Here is a 16,892-nt window from a genome sequence, read left to right on the forward strand (position 1 = left end):
GAGGTGTGGGGCGAGGCGGCGGGGAAGGAGGACGCCTCCTGCGTCAGAAGCGCATGGAGCGGACGATGTCCTCGCAGATGGGCAGCTCGACCTCCTGCCGACCCCACTCGCAGACATACGTCACCTGGGAGATGTTCTGCCCATCCGAGACATACCAGACCCGGATGAACTCCTCTCCGCTGTGGAAGCTCCCCCCCGCTCCCCGCAGTGAGCCTTCTGAGAAGGTTGTTTCCGCTGATGGAGTACCGAGTGCTTGCTCCTGGCCGAACTCACGTGTCAGGGCCAGCAGGTCCGATTCGGATGGAAGGGGGGGGGGGCCTTGCTCGTGGTTGGCAAACGAGAATTGCAGTGCTCCGATACCCTCGTCCGGATCCGCGAGGGTGTAGGGCGCGTCCGGCTCCTCCAGGTCCCCGGTGATGTCGTGCCAGTTTGGCGGCACGGTCAGCGTGACTCCTCCCAGTTCAATCTCTCGAGGGCTCATTTCAAATTGCCCGTCTTTGGATCATAGGGGAGCATCTGGGTCTCCTCCTTCCACTTCTTCTTCTGGTCGGACTCGAAGGTTTTCTTGCCTGTCGATGTATCAGGCTTGAAATCGCCGTGATCGGCATCTTCCTTCCACTTCGAATCCGAGTACTTGGAGGGGTGCTTTCCACCCTGGACAGAGACATCCTGTCCTTTCTGTCCAGGCTTGTTGAACTTGAATTCTGTCTCTGGGTATTTCTGACGTAACTGCTCCGGAAGGTGGCCGGGTTTGTCGGAGTGCAAGGTGCTGCCGCGATTCGCAGCGCGCTGTACTGCCGGGTTGGCACCTCCTTTGGGTTTACGCTCTTCGGTCTTGGATTTATCGGACTCTTTTTGGGATTTACTCCGCGCTTCGGCCTTGGCTTTGCCACGGCCTCCCGCGAAGGCGAGCAAGACGGGCGATGGCGAGAGCCTCGATGTGCTCCGTGGCGCGAGGACCGTCAGAGCACTGGTCCTGGGCATCACCTGGAGGGCCGGTACTGAAGCAGCCAGGGATGCCAGCAATGCCGCCAGAAAGACTGGAGTCATGATTCGGGCAGTATACCCGTGGCGATCCCACACTGGCGGTGGCCCGTGTTTCATCAACCCGGCCAGGGTTCCGCTTCTCCTGGCACGGGCTCCCCAGCGGGCGCATCGGAGACAGGCAGGCGCAGCGTCACGGTGGTGCCGCGTCCCTCGTGGCTCGTCAGCGTCACCTCTCCGCCGTGGGCCTCCACCACCCGCCGCACGAAGGCCAGCCCCAGCCCGCTCCCCGTCGCCTTGGTGGTGTAGAAGTCGTCGAAGGCCCGCTCCCGCGTGCGTGCGTTCATGCCCTCGCCCGTGTCCTCCACGCTGAGCGCCACGCCCGTCCCGTCGAGCCTCGTCCGCAGCGTCAGCGTGCCCCCGCGCGGCATGGCCTCGAAGGCGTTGCGCACCAGGTTCTCCACCGCGTTGGCCAGCAGGTCCCAGTCCCCCGAGCAGCGCGGCAGCTCCGCCGCCAGCTCGCGGTGGATCTCCACCTCGGGGCGCCCGGTGAAGGTCTGCAGGGAGAGCACGCTCGTCGCCAGTTGGTTCAGGTCCAGGGGCTGCCTCAGCGGCTCCACCCTGCCCAGGCGTTGGTAGGTGCTCACCACCCGGTCCAGCCGCTCCACCTGCTCCAGCAGCAGATCCAGGAACTCGCCCTTGTCGTCCCAGGGCTGTCCCCGCGAGTGCTCCACCTTCAGGTACTGCGCGGCCCCCTTGAGCGCGGCGATGGGGTTCTTCAGGTCATGCGCCATCTGCGCGGAGAAGCGGCCCAGGGTGGCCATGTGCTCCAGCCGCTCGCGCTGGGCCGATAAGGCGATGACGCCCCGGCGCATGATGGCCAGCAGGGACAGGGTGATGGCCGCCGTCCCCACCACCAGCGCGCCGTACTGCGCGGCGAAGAGCTGGAAGATGGCGAGGTAGGCCAGCACGCCCATGAGCGCCAGCAGCAGTGCGTAGACAGCGTGGACGTTGGACAGCTCCTGGTCGAAGAGGCGCAGGCGCAGGGCCACCACCGCGATGGCCGGCAGGCCCAGCAGCGTGCCCAGGTTGCCCAGGCGCGGCACCTCCTGGCCCAGCATCGCCACCATGTCCGTGCCCAGCAGCATCACCAGCAGCGCCAGCCCCGTGATCATCAGGCCCGCCCGGGTGCGCTCGGTGGCGCGCACCTCGCGGCGCAGGTGCTGGGTGAGCAGGCTGAAGCCCCCGAGCAGCAGCGGCGCGGTGAAGGCCAGCACCGTCAGGACGAAGCCCCGTGAATTCACCGCCTCGGCCACGTGTGCCGAGCCCAGGCCCGCCAACGCCGTGGCCGCCAGCGCCCCGAAGACGCCGTACGCGGAGAACATCGCCGCCGCCAGCCGGCGCCGCTCGCCCACGAAGGAGAGGATGAAGTGCAGCGAGGACGGAGCGCTCATCAGCGCCGCCGCCGTGGCCATCAAGCGCCAGCCCGGCCCGCCCGAGCGCGCCAGGGCGAAGTCCGAGAAGTTCCACGTGGACAGGACGATGCACAGCACCGACAGCGGCAGGGCCAGCACGCTGCGCCCCACGCGCACCAGGGCCAGTCCCGCCACCGCCAGCAGCCCCGCGCAGGCCCCGAGGCTGATCCACGCCTGCGTCATCATGTCCTCTCCGTCGCCCTACAGCAGGGCCAGCCGGCGCGCCCGGGAGGGATCCGCCACCGCGGCTTCCCACCGGCGCACGGCCGCTTCGCGCTCGGCGTCGGGCGCGTCGGCGTAGTAGCCCAGCGTGTCGTTGAGGCCCCGGCTGAGCTCCTCGATGGCGGCCAGGCGCACGTCCAGCTCCGGGTGGCGCAGCGAGGACACGAGCCAGTCGGCGCGGCGGCGGCCGCGGTTCTCCGCCCACCACGCCGTCCACGCACGCTTGTCCAGGCCGAGCGTGACGCGCGTCACCTCGCGCAGCGCCTCGGCGGCGGCCTGGGCGCACATCTCGTCGTCGCTGCCGGTGAGGTTGATGAGGCCTTCGATGGACTCGCGATCGTGCAGCGTGCCCAGGGCTCGCGCCGCCAGCGAGCGCCGCAACGCGTCCCGGCTGGTGAGCTCCTGGCGCAGCTCCTTGCGGGCGGCGTCCAGGCGGGGCAGGTGCTTGAGGGCGGCGGCGGCCACGCGCGCGGCGCTGGAGATGTCCGGCTCGTAGTCGAAGAGGCCGCGCAGCACGCCGTCCACCAGCTCCACGTACGGGAGGCTGCCGGCGGTGAGGAGCGCGAAGTAGCGCGTGTCCGCGTCGCTCGAGTCCAGCAGCGGCGCCAGGGCCTGGGCCGCGGGCCGGCCGAGCCGGGACATGGCACCGGGGATGGGGCCCAGCTCATCGGCCTCGGGCAGCTCCACCACGGGCAGGCGGCTCCACGCGGTGGGGCCGGGGAAGTGCGTGGCGAGCACCTTGGCGCTGGCCTCGGGCGAGCGCGCCAGCTCGGCCATGGCGTTCGCGCGCTGGTTGGCGTCCGGGCCGGTGAGGCGCTTGAGCAGGGGGCCGAAGTCCGGAGGCGGGCGCTCCTCCTGGGACATGACGAGCGGGGCCATGGAGGCGGCGCGGCCCAGCGCGTTGGCGGTGCGGTTGACGAAGGGGCTCCACCCCAGGCCCGCGGCCATGGCGGGCGCCGGAGCGCTCGGGGCCGAGGGGGTGCTGGCCGCGGCGGGCTCGTCCACGTCCACGTCGAAGTCCAGCGCGCCGCGCAGCTCGCCCAGGCGCTGCTTGCGGAAGAGGATGAGCTCCTGGAAGGCGGCGGGCAGGTCCTGGCAGAAGAGGATGAAGTCGGACAGGCGGCGCTGGCTGATGGGCTTCTGGCCGCAGTCCCCGTAGAGGACGGCCACGAGCCGGCCGCGCACCTCCACGGGGTAGAGGAAGAGGGTGCGGGGCGGCTGGCGGCCGAACAGCTCCAGGTAGTGCTTCGTCAGGCTGTCCGGCGGCATGGGGCCCGCGTAGCTGCCGCGGGTGATGGCCACGGTGCGGAAGACGCTGGAGGCGTCGAGCGGGATGGACACCAGGGAGAGCTGCTCGCTGGCCAGCCCATCCCCGCGCGCGTCCCAGCCCACGGCCGCGCCGCGCAGCACGGCGAAGGCGGCCACGTAGTCGAAGGTGCGGCGGCCGAAGCGCAGGGCGGTGTCGATGAGGCGGTCTCGGTCGCGCGTGGACTCCTTGAGGGCGGCACGGGCCTGCGCGAGCGTCCATTCGGGCACGTCGTCGCGAGGGGACTGTGGCGCGGCGGGCGCGGGAGCGCGCGGCTCGAGCTGAGGACGAGGTTGGGCCGCCACTGGAGCGGCGGGCTGCGGCGCGGGAGGCGCGGCGGCGGGCTGTGCCTGGGGCGGAGGCTGTGCCGGGGGACGCGCGGCGGCGGGCGCGGGCTGCTGCGGGGCCGGGGCCTGGGGAGCCGGAGCCGCGGGACGCGCGGCGGGAGCGGGCTGGGCCTGCGGAGGCGCGGCGGCGGGACGCGCTGCGGGAGCGGGCTGGGCCTGGGGTGCCGGTGCCGCGGGACGCGCGGGCTCGGGCATGTTCAGACGCAGGGGCTCACGGATGGCGGCCGGGGGCGTCGAGGCGGGACCGGGCGCGGCGGAGGCGGGAGGCGCGGCGGGGGCCGCCGGGCGCTGAGGCTGGGCGGTGGCGGCGGCCGGAGCTGGTGCGGGAGGCGCGCCGTTGGGCCGCGGCTGTTGCGGCTGCGGTGGTTGCGGCTGCGGCTGCACTGGCGGAGGGGCGACCGGGAAGGGCTCGGCGGCCACGGAGCGCGCCAGCCGCTCCACCATCTCCAAGGTGAGGGCCGCGTCGTCCGGGGGCTTCGGGGGTGGAGCGGGCGCGGGCGCGGGCTTCGGCGCCGGGGCGGGAGCCGCGACGGCGGCGGGCTGCGCGGGTTGAAGGGGCTGGGGCGCCGCGGGAGCCGCCGCGCCCATGCGCTCGGGGTCGAGCGCGGCGAGCAGGGAGGTGTAGCGCGGGGAGAGGGGCTGCCGGTAGATGACGGAGATCCACTCGCGGACGCGAGCCTCGGTGGCCACCCACAGCTCCAGCGGCCTGCCGAGGAGGAAGCCCACCTCCTCCAACTCCTTCCTGGGCACCGGGTAGCCGCAGGCCACGTGCAGGGTGGTGCCATCGAGCGACAGGGGCACCACGCACAGGCGGTCGGCGATCTTCGGGGGGATGAAGGAGGCGACGTCCGCGTTGGGCTCGAAGTCGGCCAGGTTGACGGGGCGCAGCCCGGAGGCCTCGCCGAGCGCGTGGAGCACCTGGGGCTCGGGGAGGAGCCGGCGCTCCATCAGCGCGGTGTCGATGGAGCCACCTTGCGCCGTCTGATGACGCAAGGCTTCCTCGGCCTTGTCCTGGGGGAGGAGGCCTTGCGCGATCAGGGTGTTGGCAAGATGGGAAGGCATGGGGGACGCGGCATCTTACGGCCGCGGCCGGAAGTCACAACGAATCCGTGCATCGGCTCGGGGGTGCACTAGCTCGGCTGGACGACGTACGTGGAGGTGAGCTTGTCGTGGAGCGTCTGGCCGCGGCGGTCGAAGAGGGCCATCCAGAAGCCCGCCAGGAAGAGTCCGAAGGACAGGCTGGCCAGCATGGCCCGGACGATGGCCCGGCCGGGCGCCGGGGCCAGGCCGTGGGTGTCCACCAGCCTCAGGCCGAGCAGCCGCCGGCCCAGCGTGCGTCCGTTCCAGAGGAATGCGGACACCGCACAGTAGACGAGCGAGAGCACCAGGAGGAGGGCGGTGCCGGGCAGCAGCACGGACTGGAGGGCGCGGATCTGCACGACGATGGCGTCGAGCCCGGAGAGGTTCGTCTGGGGGGCCTGCACGCCGGCCACCGAGGAGGCGAGCATGAGGTAGAGCGCGGCCACCCCGGCGATGGCGCCGGTGTCGATGGCGAGGGCCAGCAGCCGGCGCCAGAGCGAGGCCGGGCGGGCGTGGATCTCCGTCTCCTGGGCCCCGGTGACCACGGGCTTGGGGGCGGCAGGCGCCGGGCTCCGGGCCGGGGCGGCGGCTACGAGCGGCGGGGCGGCCGGCTCGGACTCCTCGAGGTCGACGGGGAAGGACTCCTCCTCGATGGAGAGGTCCAGCGGAGCGGCCGTCTTCGCCACGGGCATCTCCGGCAGGCCAGAGGTGGCCTGCTGGAGCGGGGGCATCACGGGCAGACCCGCCGGAGCGGACGCTCGAGGCACGCCGAAGGCCGGGGTGCTCGCGCGCGGGGTGGGAGCCGGGGCCGCGACGCCGGGCAGGTTGAAGGAAGGGGTCGGCGAGGGCGCCGACGGCGGGCGGGGCGCGGCGGCCTGGGCGGGAGCCGGGGCCGCGGGAGGACGGGCCATGGCTGGCTGCGCGGGAGCCGGAGCACGAGGCGCGGCGGCCCGCGGCGCCGGGGCGACCGGAGCGGCGGGAGCCTGGGGCCGGGGCGCGGGAGCCGCTGCCATCGGGGCGGCCGGGGCCTGCGAGCGCGGGGGCATGACGGGCAGACCCGGAGCGCGAGGCGCGGCCGGAGCCGGGGCCTGCTGCCGGGAACCGGCCGCCGGAGTCATGCCGGGGGGCGTCGTGGCGCCGCGGGCGGTCATGCCGGGCGGTGCGGCGGCGGGGCCAGGAGCCATCGCCGCCGCGTCACGATCTGGACGGCGGCGGTCGATCTGGAGCTCCTTGTCCAGAAAACTCGGGACGACCCGGGCCGTGGGCTGGGACGCGGCGGCGCAGGTGGGGCAGTCCCCTACAGGCGGCAGCGAAGCTCCGCACTTCAGGCACTTGGACAACGGTTCCTCCCGGATGAAGAAGGCTGTAGCACCATGAAACGCCCTCCTGGAGCCGGGAGCAAGAAAACCGCCGGAAGCCGGGGTTCCCTGCCTGGACACCGGTGGCGGTCCGCTCAGGCGAAGCGCCGGTTCCGGGTGCCGACGATGACCCCGATGGACACCAGGGCCGCGACGACGATGGCCACCACGACGCCCAGGGGATGGATGCGGCTGGTGACACCCACCGGGGCGAAGACGGAACTGAGGAGGGCGCCGATGATGCCGCCCACTCCGCCGAGCAGCGCGCTGCCCACGAACCCCACCGAGCGTGTGGGGGGCAGGGCGATCCGCGCGAGGATGCCCACGATGATTCCGATGAGCGCGTAGGCGTAGATGGCCATGGGTGCCGCTCCCTGTCTGGCTCCTCGGGATGAGGGCGCCGTTGCGGAGCAAACATAGGGACGGCGTCACGCAGTGGGCAGACGCCGGGCGTCGGGGGCCTGTCCTCCCGGCACCTGTCCGAGCGCTAACCGAGCTCTCCGTCCAGGAAGCCCATGACGGCGAGCGCGGCGAGGGCGGCCGTCTCGGTGCGGAGGATGCGGCGGCCGAGCGTGACGGGGCGGGCGCCGAGGGCCCGGAGCGCGGAGACCTCCTCGCGGGCCAGGCCGCCCTCGGGCCCCACCACGAGCGCCACGGGAGCGCCGGGAGCGCAGGAGCGGAAGGCCTCGCCGAGCGGCACGGCGGACTCCTCCTCGTCGAGCACGAGCAGGGTGGTCCCGGGGGCGAGCGAGCGCGCCGCGTCCACGAGCGGGCAGGGGACATGGACGGTGGGCACGTCATTGCGCCGGCACTGGCGGGCGGCCTCCTCGACGATCTTCGTCCAGCGCGTGGTGCGCTCCTCGGCGCGTCTGGGCTCGAGCTTCACCACGCTGCGGGCGGTGGCCACGGGGTGGAAGGCGGTGGCGCCCAGCTCGGTGCCCTTCTGCAGCACCCACTCCAGCTTGTCGCCCTTGGGGAGCCCCTGGAGGATGTGCAGGGGGCGGGAGGGAGGAGTGAGCCGCGCCTCGCCGAGCACCAGGCGCACCGCTTCCGCGTCCAGCGAGGCCACGCGCGCCTCGAACGCGCGGCCCGCGCCGTCGAAGACCTCGAGCGTGGAGCCCTCGGCGAGCCGCAGGACGTGGGCGAGGTAGTGGCGCCGCTCGCCCGAGAGCGTCACCTCGGGGGGAGCGGGCTCGGGGAGCGGGACGAAGAGTCGGACCACGGGTGGGCTGTCCTCCGGGAGGGTGGGGCCCTCCTTCTTACCAGGGCCGGCTCAGTGGCGGAGGCCGCGCAGCTGGAAGTCGGCGACGGAGGGCAGGTGGTCGGACGCGCCGGTGGAGTGGTCCACCTCGAGCAACAGGGGCTCGAGCTGGCGGGAGGCGAAGAAGGTGTCGAAGCGCTTGCCGGTGGCGGGGACCACGCCCTTGCCGTCGGGCAGCGAGTTGAGGGTGGACATGTCGGCCACGTCCTGGAGGCGCATCCACGGCTCCGAGTTCTTCGGGAAGGCGCTGGCGACGAGCATCTCGCGGGCCTCGTCCGGCTTGAGGAGGGAGCCATCCGGCATGCGCACGCGCAGCTCGCGGGCGCGGCGGAGCGGGTCCGGCAGCTCGTGCTCGAGCGCGTGGAGGGCGCGGCGCACGCGCACGTCGCCGATGTTGCCCACGCCCCAGTCGCCCACGCTGGGGTGCACGTCGCCGTAGCGCGACTCGTAGTCCTTCACCGTCTCGGTGGGCTCGTGCTTGCGGATGGGGCTCGGCAGGAGCGAGTAGTGGTGCTTGACGTTGATGTTGGCGTTGAAGTCGCCCAGGGCGATGGAGGGCACGCCATCGCGGGCATGGAGGGTGGCCTGGAGCTGCCAGAGCTGGCCGGCGTTGATGCCGCTGTCTCCGAGCGTGTGGTGCACGTTGTAGAGGGCCAGGGGGACGCCGAGCACGTCGATGAGCGCGAAGAGGGCGCCGCGGTCCTCGTCCAGCTCGCCGACGAAGCCCTGGCGGGCGATGGCGGCGGCGCGGGCGTCCTCGGGGAAGGCATAGGTGTAGTGCGCGGCCTCGAGGAGGGGGTAGCGGCTGAGGATGGCCTTGCCGTTGATGACGGGCCCGGCCACGTCGCGTCCCTGGTAGACGAGGTGGAAGCCGTAGTCGCGGGCGAGCTCCACGGCGGTGGGCTGGCTGGCCTCCTGGAGCGCGATGACGTCCGGCATCCGGCCGAGCTCCTCCAGCGAGGCGAAATAGGCCTCCAGCAGGGCACGGCGCTCGCCGCCCAGGAGGATGTTGTACGTCATCACGCGGAGCACGTGGTCGCGGGGCCTGCGCGGCTGGGGGTGGTGCACCAGCAGCGTGGTTCCCGTCCCGAGCCGGCGCGGACCGTCGGCGACCGGTAGCGACCCGAAGCCCTGGTGGACCTGGGTGGGCTCCTGGTGCGGCAGGTGCTGGGGCGGTGCGGCGGGGACGCCGTCGATGACGTTCCTCCCGAAGGGGAGGCGGTCCAGTAATCGCGAAAGGGCCTGTCCTGGCATGACTTCTCTATGTGTTGGCGCCCTACCCACCCTGCACGCGGCCGCTGGGTGCTTCGTCGCTCTCCGTACCGGCGTCCTCGGGGCCGCCCGCTCCCTCGGCGGACAGACCGGGAGGCGTATTGGAGGGGTCGGCACCGTAGCCGGCCTCGCGGCCCGTGACGGTGTCGTCATCCGCGTTGCCCGGGAAGTGGCCCTCGCGCTGCTCCGAGAAGGCGCGCCGCTCATCGGGGACGCCGCGTCCGGAGGAATCCGTGGGGGGGCGGGATTGGGTGACGGCGTCCGTGTAGCCGCTACCGGGTGTCGTGGTCTTGCTGAACTTGCCTGCCATGGTGGGCTCCTGAGGAGGTATGCCTTCCCTCAATGTCGGGCGGCCGGTGGCACCCGCCAACCCATCGATACGCCCCTGGGGTAGGGGGAGGCGGGGGAGCGAGCCATTGGGAGCGAGGCAAAGAAGCGGCACACCTGCTATGCGCGGGGCGACATGTCCTCTCTTCTGATCGAATCGACGCGCTCCGGCTACGTCGAGTCCGTGCACCAGGTGTCCGTGGCGGTGGTGGATGAGCGGGGAGCGCTGGTGGCGTCGGCGGGGGACCCGGAGCGGGTCTCCATGTGGCGCTCGGCGGCGAAGGCCTTCCAGGCGTTGCCGCTGGTGCGGGACGGGGCGGCGGACCGCTTCGGCTTCGGCCCGAGGGAGCTGGCGCTCGCGTGTGCCTCGCACTCGAGCGAGCCGGTGCACCGCGAGGTGTGCGCGGGCATGTTGAGGGCCACGGGCTGTGAGGAGTCGCAACTGGCATGCGGGCCGCATCCCCCGTTGTCGCAGGCGGTGGCGGACGAGGCGGTGCGCACGGGGACGGTCATCACGCCGGGGTGGAGCAACTGCTCGGGCAAGCACGCGGGGATGCTGGCGTTGGCGAAGCACCATGGCTGGCGCACGGAGGGGTACGAGCGCGCGGGGCACCCGGTGCAGGCGCGCATTCTCGAGGAGGTGGCGCACTGGACGGGGCTGCCGGCGGGCTCGCTGTTGCAGGCGGTGGATGGGTGCACGGCGGTGTGTTTCGGGCTGCCGCTGAGGGCCATGGCGACGGCGTACGCGCGCTTCGGGGTGGCGGAGCTGGAGGCGGCCAGGCGGCTGCGCGAGGCCATGTGGGCGCATCCGGAGCTGGTGGCGGGGACGGGGCGGTTGTGCACGGAGCTGATGGCGGCGGGGCGTGGGGTGGTGCTGGCGAAGGTGGGGGCGGAGGGCATCTACAGCGCGGCGGTGCCGGCGTTGGGGCTGGGGCTCGCATTGAAGGTGGAGGACGGGGACATGAGGTGCTCGCCGCCGGCGCTGCTGGAGGTGCTGCGGCAGGTGTTCGAGCGGTACGAGCGGCGCGTCTCGGTGCCGATGGAGGGGCTGGGACACCATGTGGAGCCGCCGCAGCGCAACACCCGGGGCGTGGTGACGGGCGGCTTGCGCGCGGTGGGGCGGCTGCGCTTCTCATGAGGGGCAAGGAGGCCGCCATGGCGCGCCGGGCGAGTGACGACAGCACGGTGGCCCGGTTCGAGGTCGCGCGGGCCAACCAGGAGCGGGTGTTGGCGGAGAGCGCGCTGCGCGGCGAGCGTGTGGTGTCGCGGGTGCGCCTCGCGTTGTTCGTGCTGGTGACGTTCAGTCAGGTCGTCATCGCGCGGATGTCGGGCGAGCTGGGGCCGAAGGACAGGCAGAGGCTGGTGGCGGCGCTGTCCTATCTGGTGTTCGCGCTCTCCATCACGTTGATCCTCCATCTCCAGAAGAAGCCGAACCTGGGCAGGGCGAGGTGGATGCCGGTGCTCACCACGCTGTTGGACTGTGGCTTCTTCGGCTTCGTGGCCTGGCGGGGAGCCTCCAGCTCGGGGGACTTCAACCCGCAGATGCTGGCGGCGAGCTGCGCGGTGGTGCTTGCGTTCTCGGTGGCGCGCTACAGCTGGCTGCACGTGGTGCTGTCCACGGTGACGTCATCGGCGACGTTCGCGCTGGTGTGCTGGGTGATGGGGGAGTTCTCCATCTCGAGGGTGAGCTTCGTGGTGGGCTGCTACATCGCGCTGGGGATGCTCATCGGGTGGGCGAACACGGCGGTGAGCAGCATGTTCCTGGGGCTGAGGAGGCGCGACAACCTCTCGCGCTTCCTGCCGAGGCAGGTGGTGGAGCGGGTGCTGCAGACGGGAGACGGGACGCTGGAGCCGGTGCAGCGGGAGGTGACGATCCTCTTCAGCGACATCCGGGACTTCACGACGCTGAGCGAGACTTTGCCACCGAGGGCGGTGTTGGGGCTGCTGGACGACTACTTCGGGCACATGGGGCAGATCGTGATGGGGCACGGGGGCATCGTGAACAAGTTCCTGGGGGACGGGATGCTGGCGTGCTGGGGAGTGCCGGATGGGGACGCCCATCACGCGGTGCACGCGATGCAGGCGGCGCTCGACATGAGGAAGAAGCTGGAGGAGCTCAACGCGTGGAGGGCGCAGCGGGGGGAGCCGGTGCTGCGCGTGGGCATCGGGCTGCACACGGGGGTGGTGGCGGCGGGGATGCTGGGAGGCGCGGAGCAGCACGAGTACACGGTGATTGGGGACGCGGTGAACCTGGCCTCGCGGGTGGAGGGACTGACGAAGACGTTGGGGGTGGACATCCTGGTGAGCGAGAGCACCTGGAAGGCGGGGCAGGGCCGTTTCCGGGGCGAGCGGATGTCCGAGGAGCGGGTGAAGGGGAGGAAGGAGGCGGTGGTGGTCTACGCCCTCGAGGGGCGGGCGCCGCCGGAGAAGACGGAGCCCGCGCCCGGGATGCCGAGAACCGCCGAGTCCCACTGAGCGAGCACTCCCTCTCCCCTCGGGAGAGGGTCGGGGTGAGGGTGCCGGGGACCTCGGGTCGAGCCGCGAGGTCCTACCCGAGACTCACTGCGCCGTCTGGGGAGCCGTCTGCGCCTGGGGAGCGATCTTGTAGTCCCCGGTCAGGAGGGCGACGAAGAACAGGGGGCCGACGAGGGCGTGCACGAGGTTGGTGAGGAAGGACGGAGACTTCTTCTCCCAGACGGCGTGGCCGGCGAGCTGGACGAGCCAGCCGAAGAGGGCGATGCCGACGATGGCCTCGCGAGGCAGCATGCGGCCGAGCGGGATGCACAGGGCGGCGGCGATGGAGACGATGAGTCCCAGCTTGAAGTCGGCGCGCAGGAACCAGATGGACGCGAGGACCCAGACCCCATAGGCGAGGGTGAGCGAGCCACCGGGCAGGGCGGGGACGGACGCCAGCCGCACCCAGTCCAGCATCGCGACGATGTGCAGGACGATGAGGGGGATGGCGACCTTGTGGGTGAGGCGGTTGGTGGGGTGCTGGTGGGCGGAGATGTACTCGTCGAACAGCGCCTGGGTCTGTGGTTTCAGCATGGGGAGACTCTAACCCTCCGGGGGGGCCGGTGTTACTTCGCGCGGTGGAAGTCCAGCCGGACCCATTCGCCCTGTTGGGCGCCCGGCTCCGGCACCAGGCCGAGGTTCACGTACGCCGCCTCCACCTCCGTCTTCTGGTGCGCGAGCACGCCGGCCATCAGCAGCCTGTCCTTCACCTTCGGGGCGATGAGGGGCGCCAGCTCGATGAGCGTGTTGGCCAGGATGTTGGCCACCACCAGGTCGAAGCTGCCTTCCACCGCCGTCAGCTCCTTGCCCGACAGCTCCACGTCCGGCGTGCCGTTGTCCACGGCGTTCTCCCTCGCCAGCTCCACCGACACCGGATCGTTGTCCGTGCCCACCACCCGTCCGGCGCCCAGCTTCTTCGCGGCAATCGCCAGCACGCCCGTACCCGTGCCCACATCCAGCACGCTCGCCCCAGGATGGGTGCTCATGTAGTCGTCCACCGCACCCAGACACAGCGAGGTGGTGGGGTGGTCGCCGGTGCCGAAGGCCATCTTCGGCTCGATGACGAGGCGCACCTTGTCGGCGGGGGCGTTCTGCGCCTCCCAGGGGGGGCCTACCCACAGCCGTCCCACCTGCACGGACTTGATGTGGGCCTTCCACGCATTGCTCCAGTCCTGCTGCTGCTCCTCGGCCAGCTGCAGCCGCGCCGAGGGGTAGGCCTCGTGCATCTCCGCGCGCGCCTGCTCGGCCGTGTCCGCGTCGTCGAAGTAGGCCACGAGGATGGCCTCGCCCGCCGCGGGGGCCCGCACTCCCGGCATGGTGGGACCCTCCCGGTCCCTCACTTCCAGTCCCATGGCGCCCAGCTCGTGCAGCAGGTCCTGGGCGGCCTCCGACTCCGTTTCCGGCAGATCCACCGTGAGTGTCTGATACGTCCCCGTCATGTGGCCCTTCTCGCGTCTGGCGTTGCTTTCCCGAAGATGCCGGGATGCCTGCAGCGGGGAAAGAAATTTCCGAGTCGGTGGGTCCGCTCCGTTGCTCGTCCCGTAGGGGAGCCGAGGATGCGATGATCCCTCGACGGAATTTGCGGTAAGCTGCTCCACCAAGGACCATGGAGTAGCCCTCGAAGCCCAGCCTTTTTCGTGCGCCCGGTGTTCTGGATGGTGTGGGGCTCGGCTCGGGGGCGCCAGATGATGGACACCCTATGAAGCGAACCCGCCGCAATACCGGTTTCTCCCTCATCGAGATGGCGACAGTCACGGGCATCGTCGCCGTACTGGCCGCGCTCGCGTACGCCGCGTTGGAGGTGTTGCCGCAGCGCACGCGTCTGACAGGTGGCGCGCTCGAGTTCGCCGCGGTCATCTCCAGTGCCCGCTCGCACGCGTATGGCCGCAACCAGCGCGTGGCGGTGTTGCTCAACGCGGACGGACCCACGATGGGCAATCCCATCCGTTACTGGGTGGTGGTGGATCCCTGGTCCAACCTGGCCGCCGCGATGAAGGCCAAGTCCGACTGGAAGGAGCTGAAGGAGCTGGCGCCCGGTGCTCCCGCGCCCGCCGGTTCCGAGTTCCCGCTGTTCGACTCGGGCAACTTCAACCCCTCGGTGCGCGTGCTGACGGGCGGCTTCATCGAGGCCGTGGGCCGTGTGGCGCACAAGGGCTGCACCTCGTTGCTGGCCAGCCGCATTGGCCTCGCCAAGGGCCAGCCCGCGGCGAGCACCGACATCTTCCCGCCGCCCTTCTGCTTCGTCCCCAGCGAGAAGCCCTGCACCTTCTGCTCCGGGGATGGCTCCACCAAGCAGATCCGCGGGGTCATCTTCTTCGAGCCGGATGGCTCGGTGATGTTCGCCGATGCCGAGGGCAATCCGTCCACGGATGGCGCGGCCTCCATTGCTTTCCTCCCGGTGGGCGGCGGCGGCCTGCAGAGCGCGCAGGCCATCGTCATCACCAACACCGGTCTCGTGCGGACCTTCTCGGCCGCGAGGTGATTGCCATGCTGCGACGTGCTTCCTTCCGCCCACGCCACGGCTTCACGACGATCGAGTCCCTCATCGCCGCGGTGGTGTTCCTGGTGGGGCTCGCGGGTCTGCTCGGTGCGCTCGTGCAGGCGCGTGGTGCCACCGGCCAGGCCCGCAGGCTCATGCAGGCCACCGATGTCGCCAACGACCTGGCCGAGCAGATCCAACTGTGGAACTTCGATGATCCCCGGCTGGCCGCCAGCGCCGCCCTGTGCGCGGATGATCCGTTGGACAAGGATCACAAGCTGCTCAAGCCGGGCACGGGTGATTACAACGCCTATGTCGCGTGCATGCACGGCGAGCTGATGTTGCGCCTGGGGGGCGTCGCGTTTGGCGGCCTGCAGCGGCCCGCCTTCAGGGACGAGGACAAGGTCGAGAGCCGCGGCGAGACCGTCTACCAGCGCTTCTACATCGTCCGCACGGAGCCCGTGCGCGAAGGGGTGCAGCGCATGCAGGTCTGGGTCAAGGTGCTCTACATGGATGCGGGAGAGCCGCGCGTCGTGACGACCCAGACGATGCGCATCCAGATGGGAGGCGTGTGATGCGGCGCCAGCGTGGATTCACCCTCATCGAGCTCATGGTGGGCTCGGCCGTGACGTTCCTCACGGTGCTCGCGGTCTCCGCGGCCTTCCTCGGCTACACCCAGTCCTTCTACACGCAGGCGGGCATCCGGGGCGGGCAGGCCTCGTTGCGCCAGACGCACATGATGGTGGTGCGCAACCTGCGCATGGCCGGCTATGGCATCGAGCCTCCCCTCGCCTTCGACTTCCCGGACGACTGGTCGCGTGACTCGCTCGGCGCCGTCAACCGCTCGGACCGGCTCGTCTTCCGGATGCGCAACCCGGCCTTCAACGCCTTCGCCTCCACGCTGTCGGCCTCGTCCATCTCCCTGTCCAAGGGTCTGCCCGAGACCCTTCGCAGGGGGCAGATCATCCAGGTGGTGTGCCCGGGCGCGCTCTCCTGGAGCTACGCGCAGCTGAGCGCGGATGCCGCCAAGGGCACCACGGAGCTGGCGCTGGAGGCGGCCACCAGCAAGTTCCCCCGGCTCAACGAGTTCACCGCGAGCTGCTTCGGTTCCGGCGCTGGCGGCATGAGCGTGTCCGTCTTCAAGATCGACGTCTACGACTACTCCATCCAGCTCATCGACGAGGATGGCAGGCCCGACACCCCGGCGCGGCCCTATCTGTTCCGCCGTCACGGGCTGGCCGAGGCGGATCCGAACTCGTTCGGCGAGCCGGTGGCCGAGGACATCGAGGCGCTGCGCGTCTCCTTCCTGCGTGGCAACGGCACCTACTTCATCCCCTCGAAGTACGACGACCCGGCCCACCCGGCGCCCGATTACGAGACGCCCCTGAACGACGACAAGCGCAACAACGACAACCCGGCCAACATCCGCGCCGTGGTGGTCGGTCTGGTGGCTCGCAGCAGCACCCGCGACTCGGCCGCCTCTCCCCAGGCGATGAACCAGATTCCCTCCTTCGGCAGCAGGCTGGTCCTCTCGGGCAGCACGCTCGTCCCCGTCTCCGAGGACCCCATCCCCAAGCCCACGGACTACGGCTTCCGCCGCATCGTCTCCGAGATGTCGGTGCACGTGCGTAACATGCGCTCCTCGGAGATGCCCGTGCCCGTCTATACGCTGGACGCTACGACTCCGGACGCCTGCAAGGGCGCCCTTCCCAAGGATGACTTCAATTGCGCTGGAGGCTAGGAGGACTTGCCATGAAGAAACGCCTCGGCAGACGCGGTTCCGTGTTGTTGCTCGTGGTGGTGTTGCTGGCGGTCATCAGCCTGCTGGCCGCGGCCGCCGTTTCCTTCTCTCACAGTGAGCTGGGCGCGGCCCGCAACGAGCGCTCCGGCGATGAGCTGCTCGCGTGCGCCGACGCGGGCCGTCAGTACATGCTCTCGCGCTTCAGCCTCCTGGATGGCGCGCCCGTGGAGCTCTCCCCCGTCAACGTGGACCTCAACGCGGCGGGTGCCACCGACTGCCCCCCCGGCGCCGTCCCCGAGGACTCCCGATGTGCGCGTAGCGGCCACATCGGCCAGACGGTGTCAGTGGCGGGCATCACGGCCGTCGAGGGAAGGGCGGGTGGTGACCGGAAGTCGGTGAGAGATCTGTCCAATACTGTCGGAAAAACCACCTTGGGTGGCGTTCCGCATAAGATTACGGTCCACTGTGTGGACGAAAACGGTCGTGGGACCGAAGTGGAATTCGTTGTGCGGTTCGGTCTCTAGGA

17 protein-coding genes are annotated in these 16,892 nt (G+C 70.9%); 6 read left to right on the forward strand and 11 right to left on the reverse strand.

Features of this window, described 5'->3' with window-relative positions:
- Positions 1–43: 43 nt before the first annotated feature.
- The 9 genes from Q664_RS26395 to Q664_RS26430 all read right to left on the reverse strand — a co-directional run bounded on the left by Q664_RS26395 (position 44) and on the right by Q664_RS26430 (position 9,615).
- Positions 44–481 (reverse strand): hypothetical protein, encoded by a 438-nt coding sequence (locus tag Q664_RS26395; RefSeq protein ID WP_043401557.1) that lies wholly within the window; start codon positions 479–481, stop codon positions 44–46.
- Positions 478–1,050, reverse strand: coding sequence for a hypothetical protein (locus tag Q664_RS58040; RefSeq protein ID WP_152622354.1), 573 nt, complete (start codon positions 1,048–1,050; stop codon positions 478–480). The genes Q664_RS26395 and Q664_RS58040 overlap by 4 nt, the downstream gene beginning before the upstream one ends.
- Positions 1,051–1,103: 53 nt before the next feature.
- Positions 1,104–2,645 carry a sensor histidine kinase gene (locus Q664_RS26400; RefSeq protein WP_043401560.1) on the reverse strand — a complete coding sequence of 514 codons (1,542 nt, stop codon included), beginning with the start codon at positions 2,643–2,645 and terminating at the stop codon, positions 1,104–1,106.
- A 15-nt stretch (positions 2,646–2,660) separates the two neighbouring features.
- Positions 2,661–5,396: a GspE/PulE/PilB domain-containing protein gene (locus Q664_RS26405; RefSeq protein ID WP_043401562.1), complete on the reverse strand. Its 2,736-nt coding sequence runs from the start codon at positions 5,394–5,396 to the stop codon at positions 2,661–2,663.
- Positions 5,397–5,464: 68 nt separating this feature from the next.
- Complete coding sequence (locus Q664_RS26410) at positions 5,465–6,754, reverse strand: RDD family protein (RefSeq protein WP_235216882.1); 1,290 nt, start codon at positions 6,752–6,754, stop codon at positions 5,465–5,467.
- A gap of 113 nt (positions 6,755–6,867) precedes the next feature.
- Positions 6,868–7,134, reverse strand: a complete 267-nt coding sequence (locus tag Q664_RS26415) for a hypothetical protein (protein ID WP_043401564.1) — start codon at positions 7,132–7,134, stop codon at positions 6,868–6,870.
- A gap of 125 nt (positions 7,135–7,259) precedes the next feature.
- Positions 7,260–7,994, reverse strand: a complete 735-nt coding sequence (locus tag Q664_RS26420) for a 16S rRNA (uracil(1498)-N(3))-methyltransferase (protein WP_043401566.1) — start codon at positions 7,992–7,994, stop codon at positions 7,260–7,262.
- 51 nt (positions 7,995–8,045) lie between these two features.
- A complete protein-coding gene (locus Q664_RS26425) occupies positions 8,046–9,287 on the reverse strand; it encodes an endonuclease/exonuclease/phosphatase family protein (RefSeq protein ID WP_043401569.1) in 1,242 nt (413 codons plus the stop codon).
- 22 nt (positions 9,288–9,309) lie between these two features.
- Entirely contained in the window at positions 9,310–9,615 is a 306-nt protein-coding gene (locus Q664_RS26430) for a hypothetical protein (protein WP_043401572.1), read from the reverse strand.
- A 153-nt stretch (positions 9,616–9,768) separates the two neighbouring features.
- Here Q664_RS26430 and Q664_RS26435 point away from each other — a divergent pair, with 153 nt between their 5' ends.
- A complete protein-coding gene (locus tag Q664_RS26435; protein ID WP_043401575.1) occupies positions 9,769–10,770 on the forward strand; it encodes an asparaginase in 1,002 nt (333 codons plus the stop codon).
- 17 nt (positions 10,771–10,787) lie between these two features.
- Positions 10,788–12,107: an adenylate/guanylate cyclase domain-containing protein gene (locus tag Q664_RS26440; RefSeq protein ID WP_052518697.1), complete on the forward strand. Its 1,320-nt coding sequence runs from the start codon at positions 10,788–10,790 to the stop codon at positions 12,105–12,107.
- A gap of 84 nt (positions 12,108–12,191) precedes the next feature.
- On the opposite strand, the gene Q664_RS26445 is transcribed toward Q664_RS26440, so the two are convergent.
- Positions 12,192–12,680, reverse strand: a complete 489-nt coding sequence (locus tag Q664_RS26445) for an Mpo1 family 2-hydroxy fatty acid dioxygenase (RefSeq protein ID WP_043401577.1) — start codon at positions 12,678–12,680, stop codon at positions 12,192–12,194.
- Between the two features lie 32 nt (positions 12,681–12,712).
- Positions 12,713–13,585, reverse strand: a complete 873-nt coding sequence (gene prmA, locus Q664_RS26450) for a 50S ribosomal protein L11 methyltransferase (RefSeq protein ID WP_043401580.1) — start codon at positions 13,583–13,585, stop codon at positions 12,713–12,715.
- Between the two features lie 260 nt (positions 13,586–13,845).
- Between prmA and Q664_RS26455 the strand changes: the two genes are divergently transcribed.
- From Q664_RS26455 to Q664_RS26470, 4 genes are read left to right on the forward strand one after another with little or no spacing between them, the layout of a single operon-like run.
- Positions 13,846–14,628: a pilus assembly FimT family protein gene (locus Q664_RS26455; RefSeq protein WP_043401581.1), complete on the forward strand. Its 783-nt coding sequence runs from the start codon at positions 13,846–13,848 to the stop codon at positions 14,626–14,628.
- A 5-nt stretch (positions 14,629–14,633) separates the two neighbouring features.
- Positions 14,634–15,200, forward strand: a complete 567-nt coding sequence (locus Q664_RS26460) for a type IV pilus modification PilV family protein (RefSeq protein WP_043401584.1) — start codon at positions 14,634–14,636, stop codon at positions 15,198–15,200.
- Positions 15,200–16,366 carry a prepilin-type N-terminal cleavage/methylation domain-containing protein gene (locus tag Q664_RS26465; RefSeq protein ID WP_043401588.1) on the forward strand — a complete coding sequence of 389 codons (1,167 nt, stop codon included), beginning with the start codon at positions 15,200–15,202 and terminating at the stop codon, positions 16,364–16,366. The genes Q664_RS26460 and Q664_RS26465 overlap by 1 nt, the downstream gene beginning before the upstream one ends.
- A gap of 11 nt (positions 16,367–16,377) precedes the next feature.
- A complete protein-coding gene (locus Q664_RS26470) occupies positions 16,378–16,890 on the forward strand; it encodes a hypothetical protein (RefSeq protein WP_043401591.1) in 513 nt (170 codons plus the stop codon).
- Positions 16,891–16,892 lie beyond the last annotated feature (2 nt).

The organism is Archangium violaceum Cb vi76, from assembly GCF_000733295.1.
Taxonomy (GTDB): domain Bacteria; phylum Myxococcota; class Myxococcia; order Myxococcales; family Myxococcaceae; genus Archangium; species Archangium violaceum.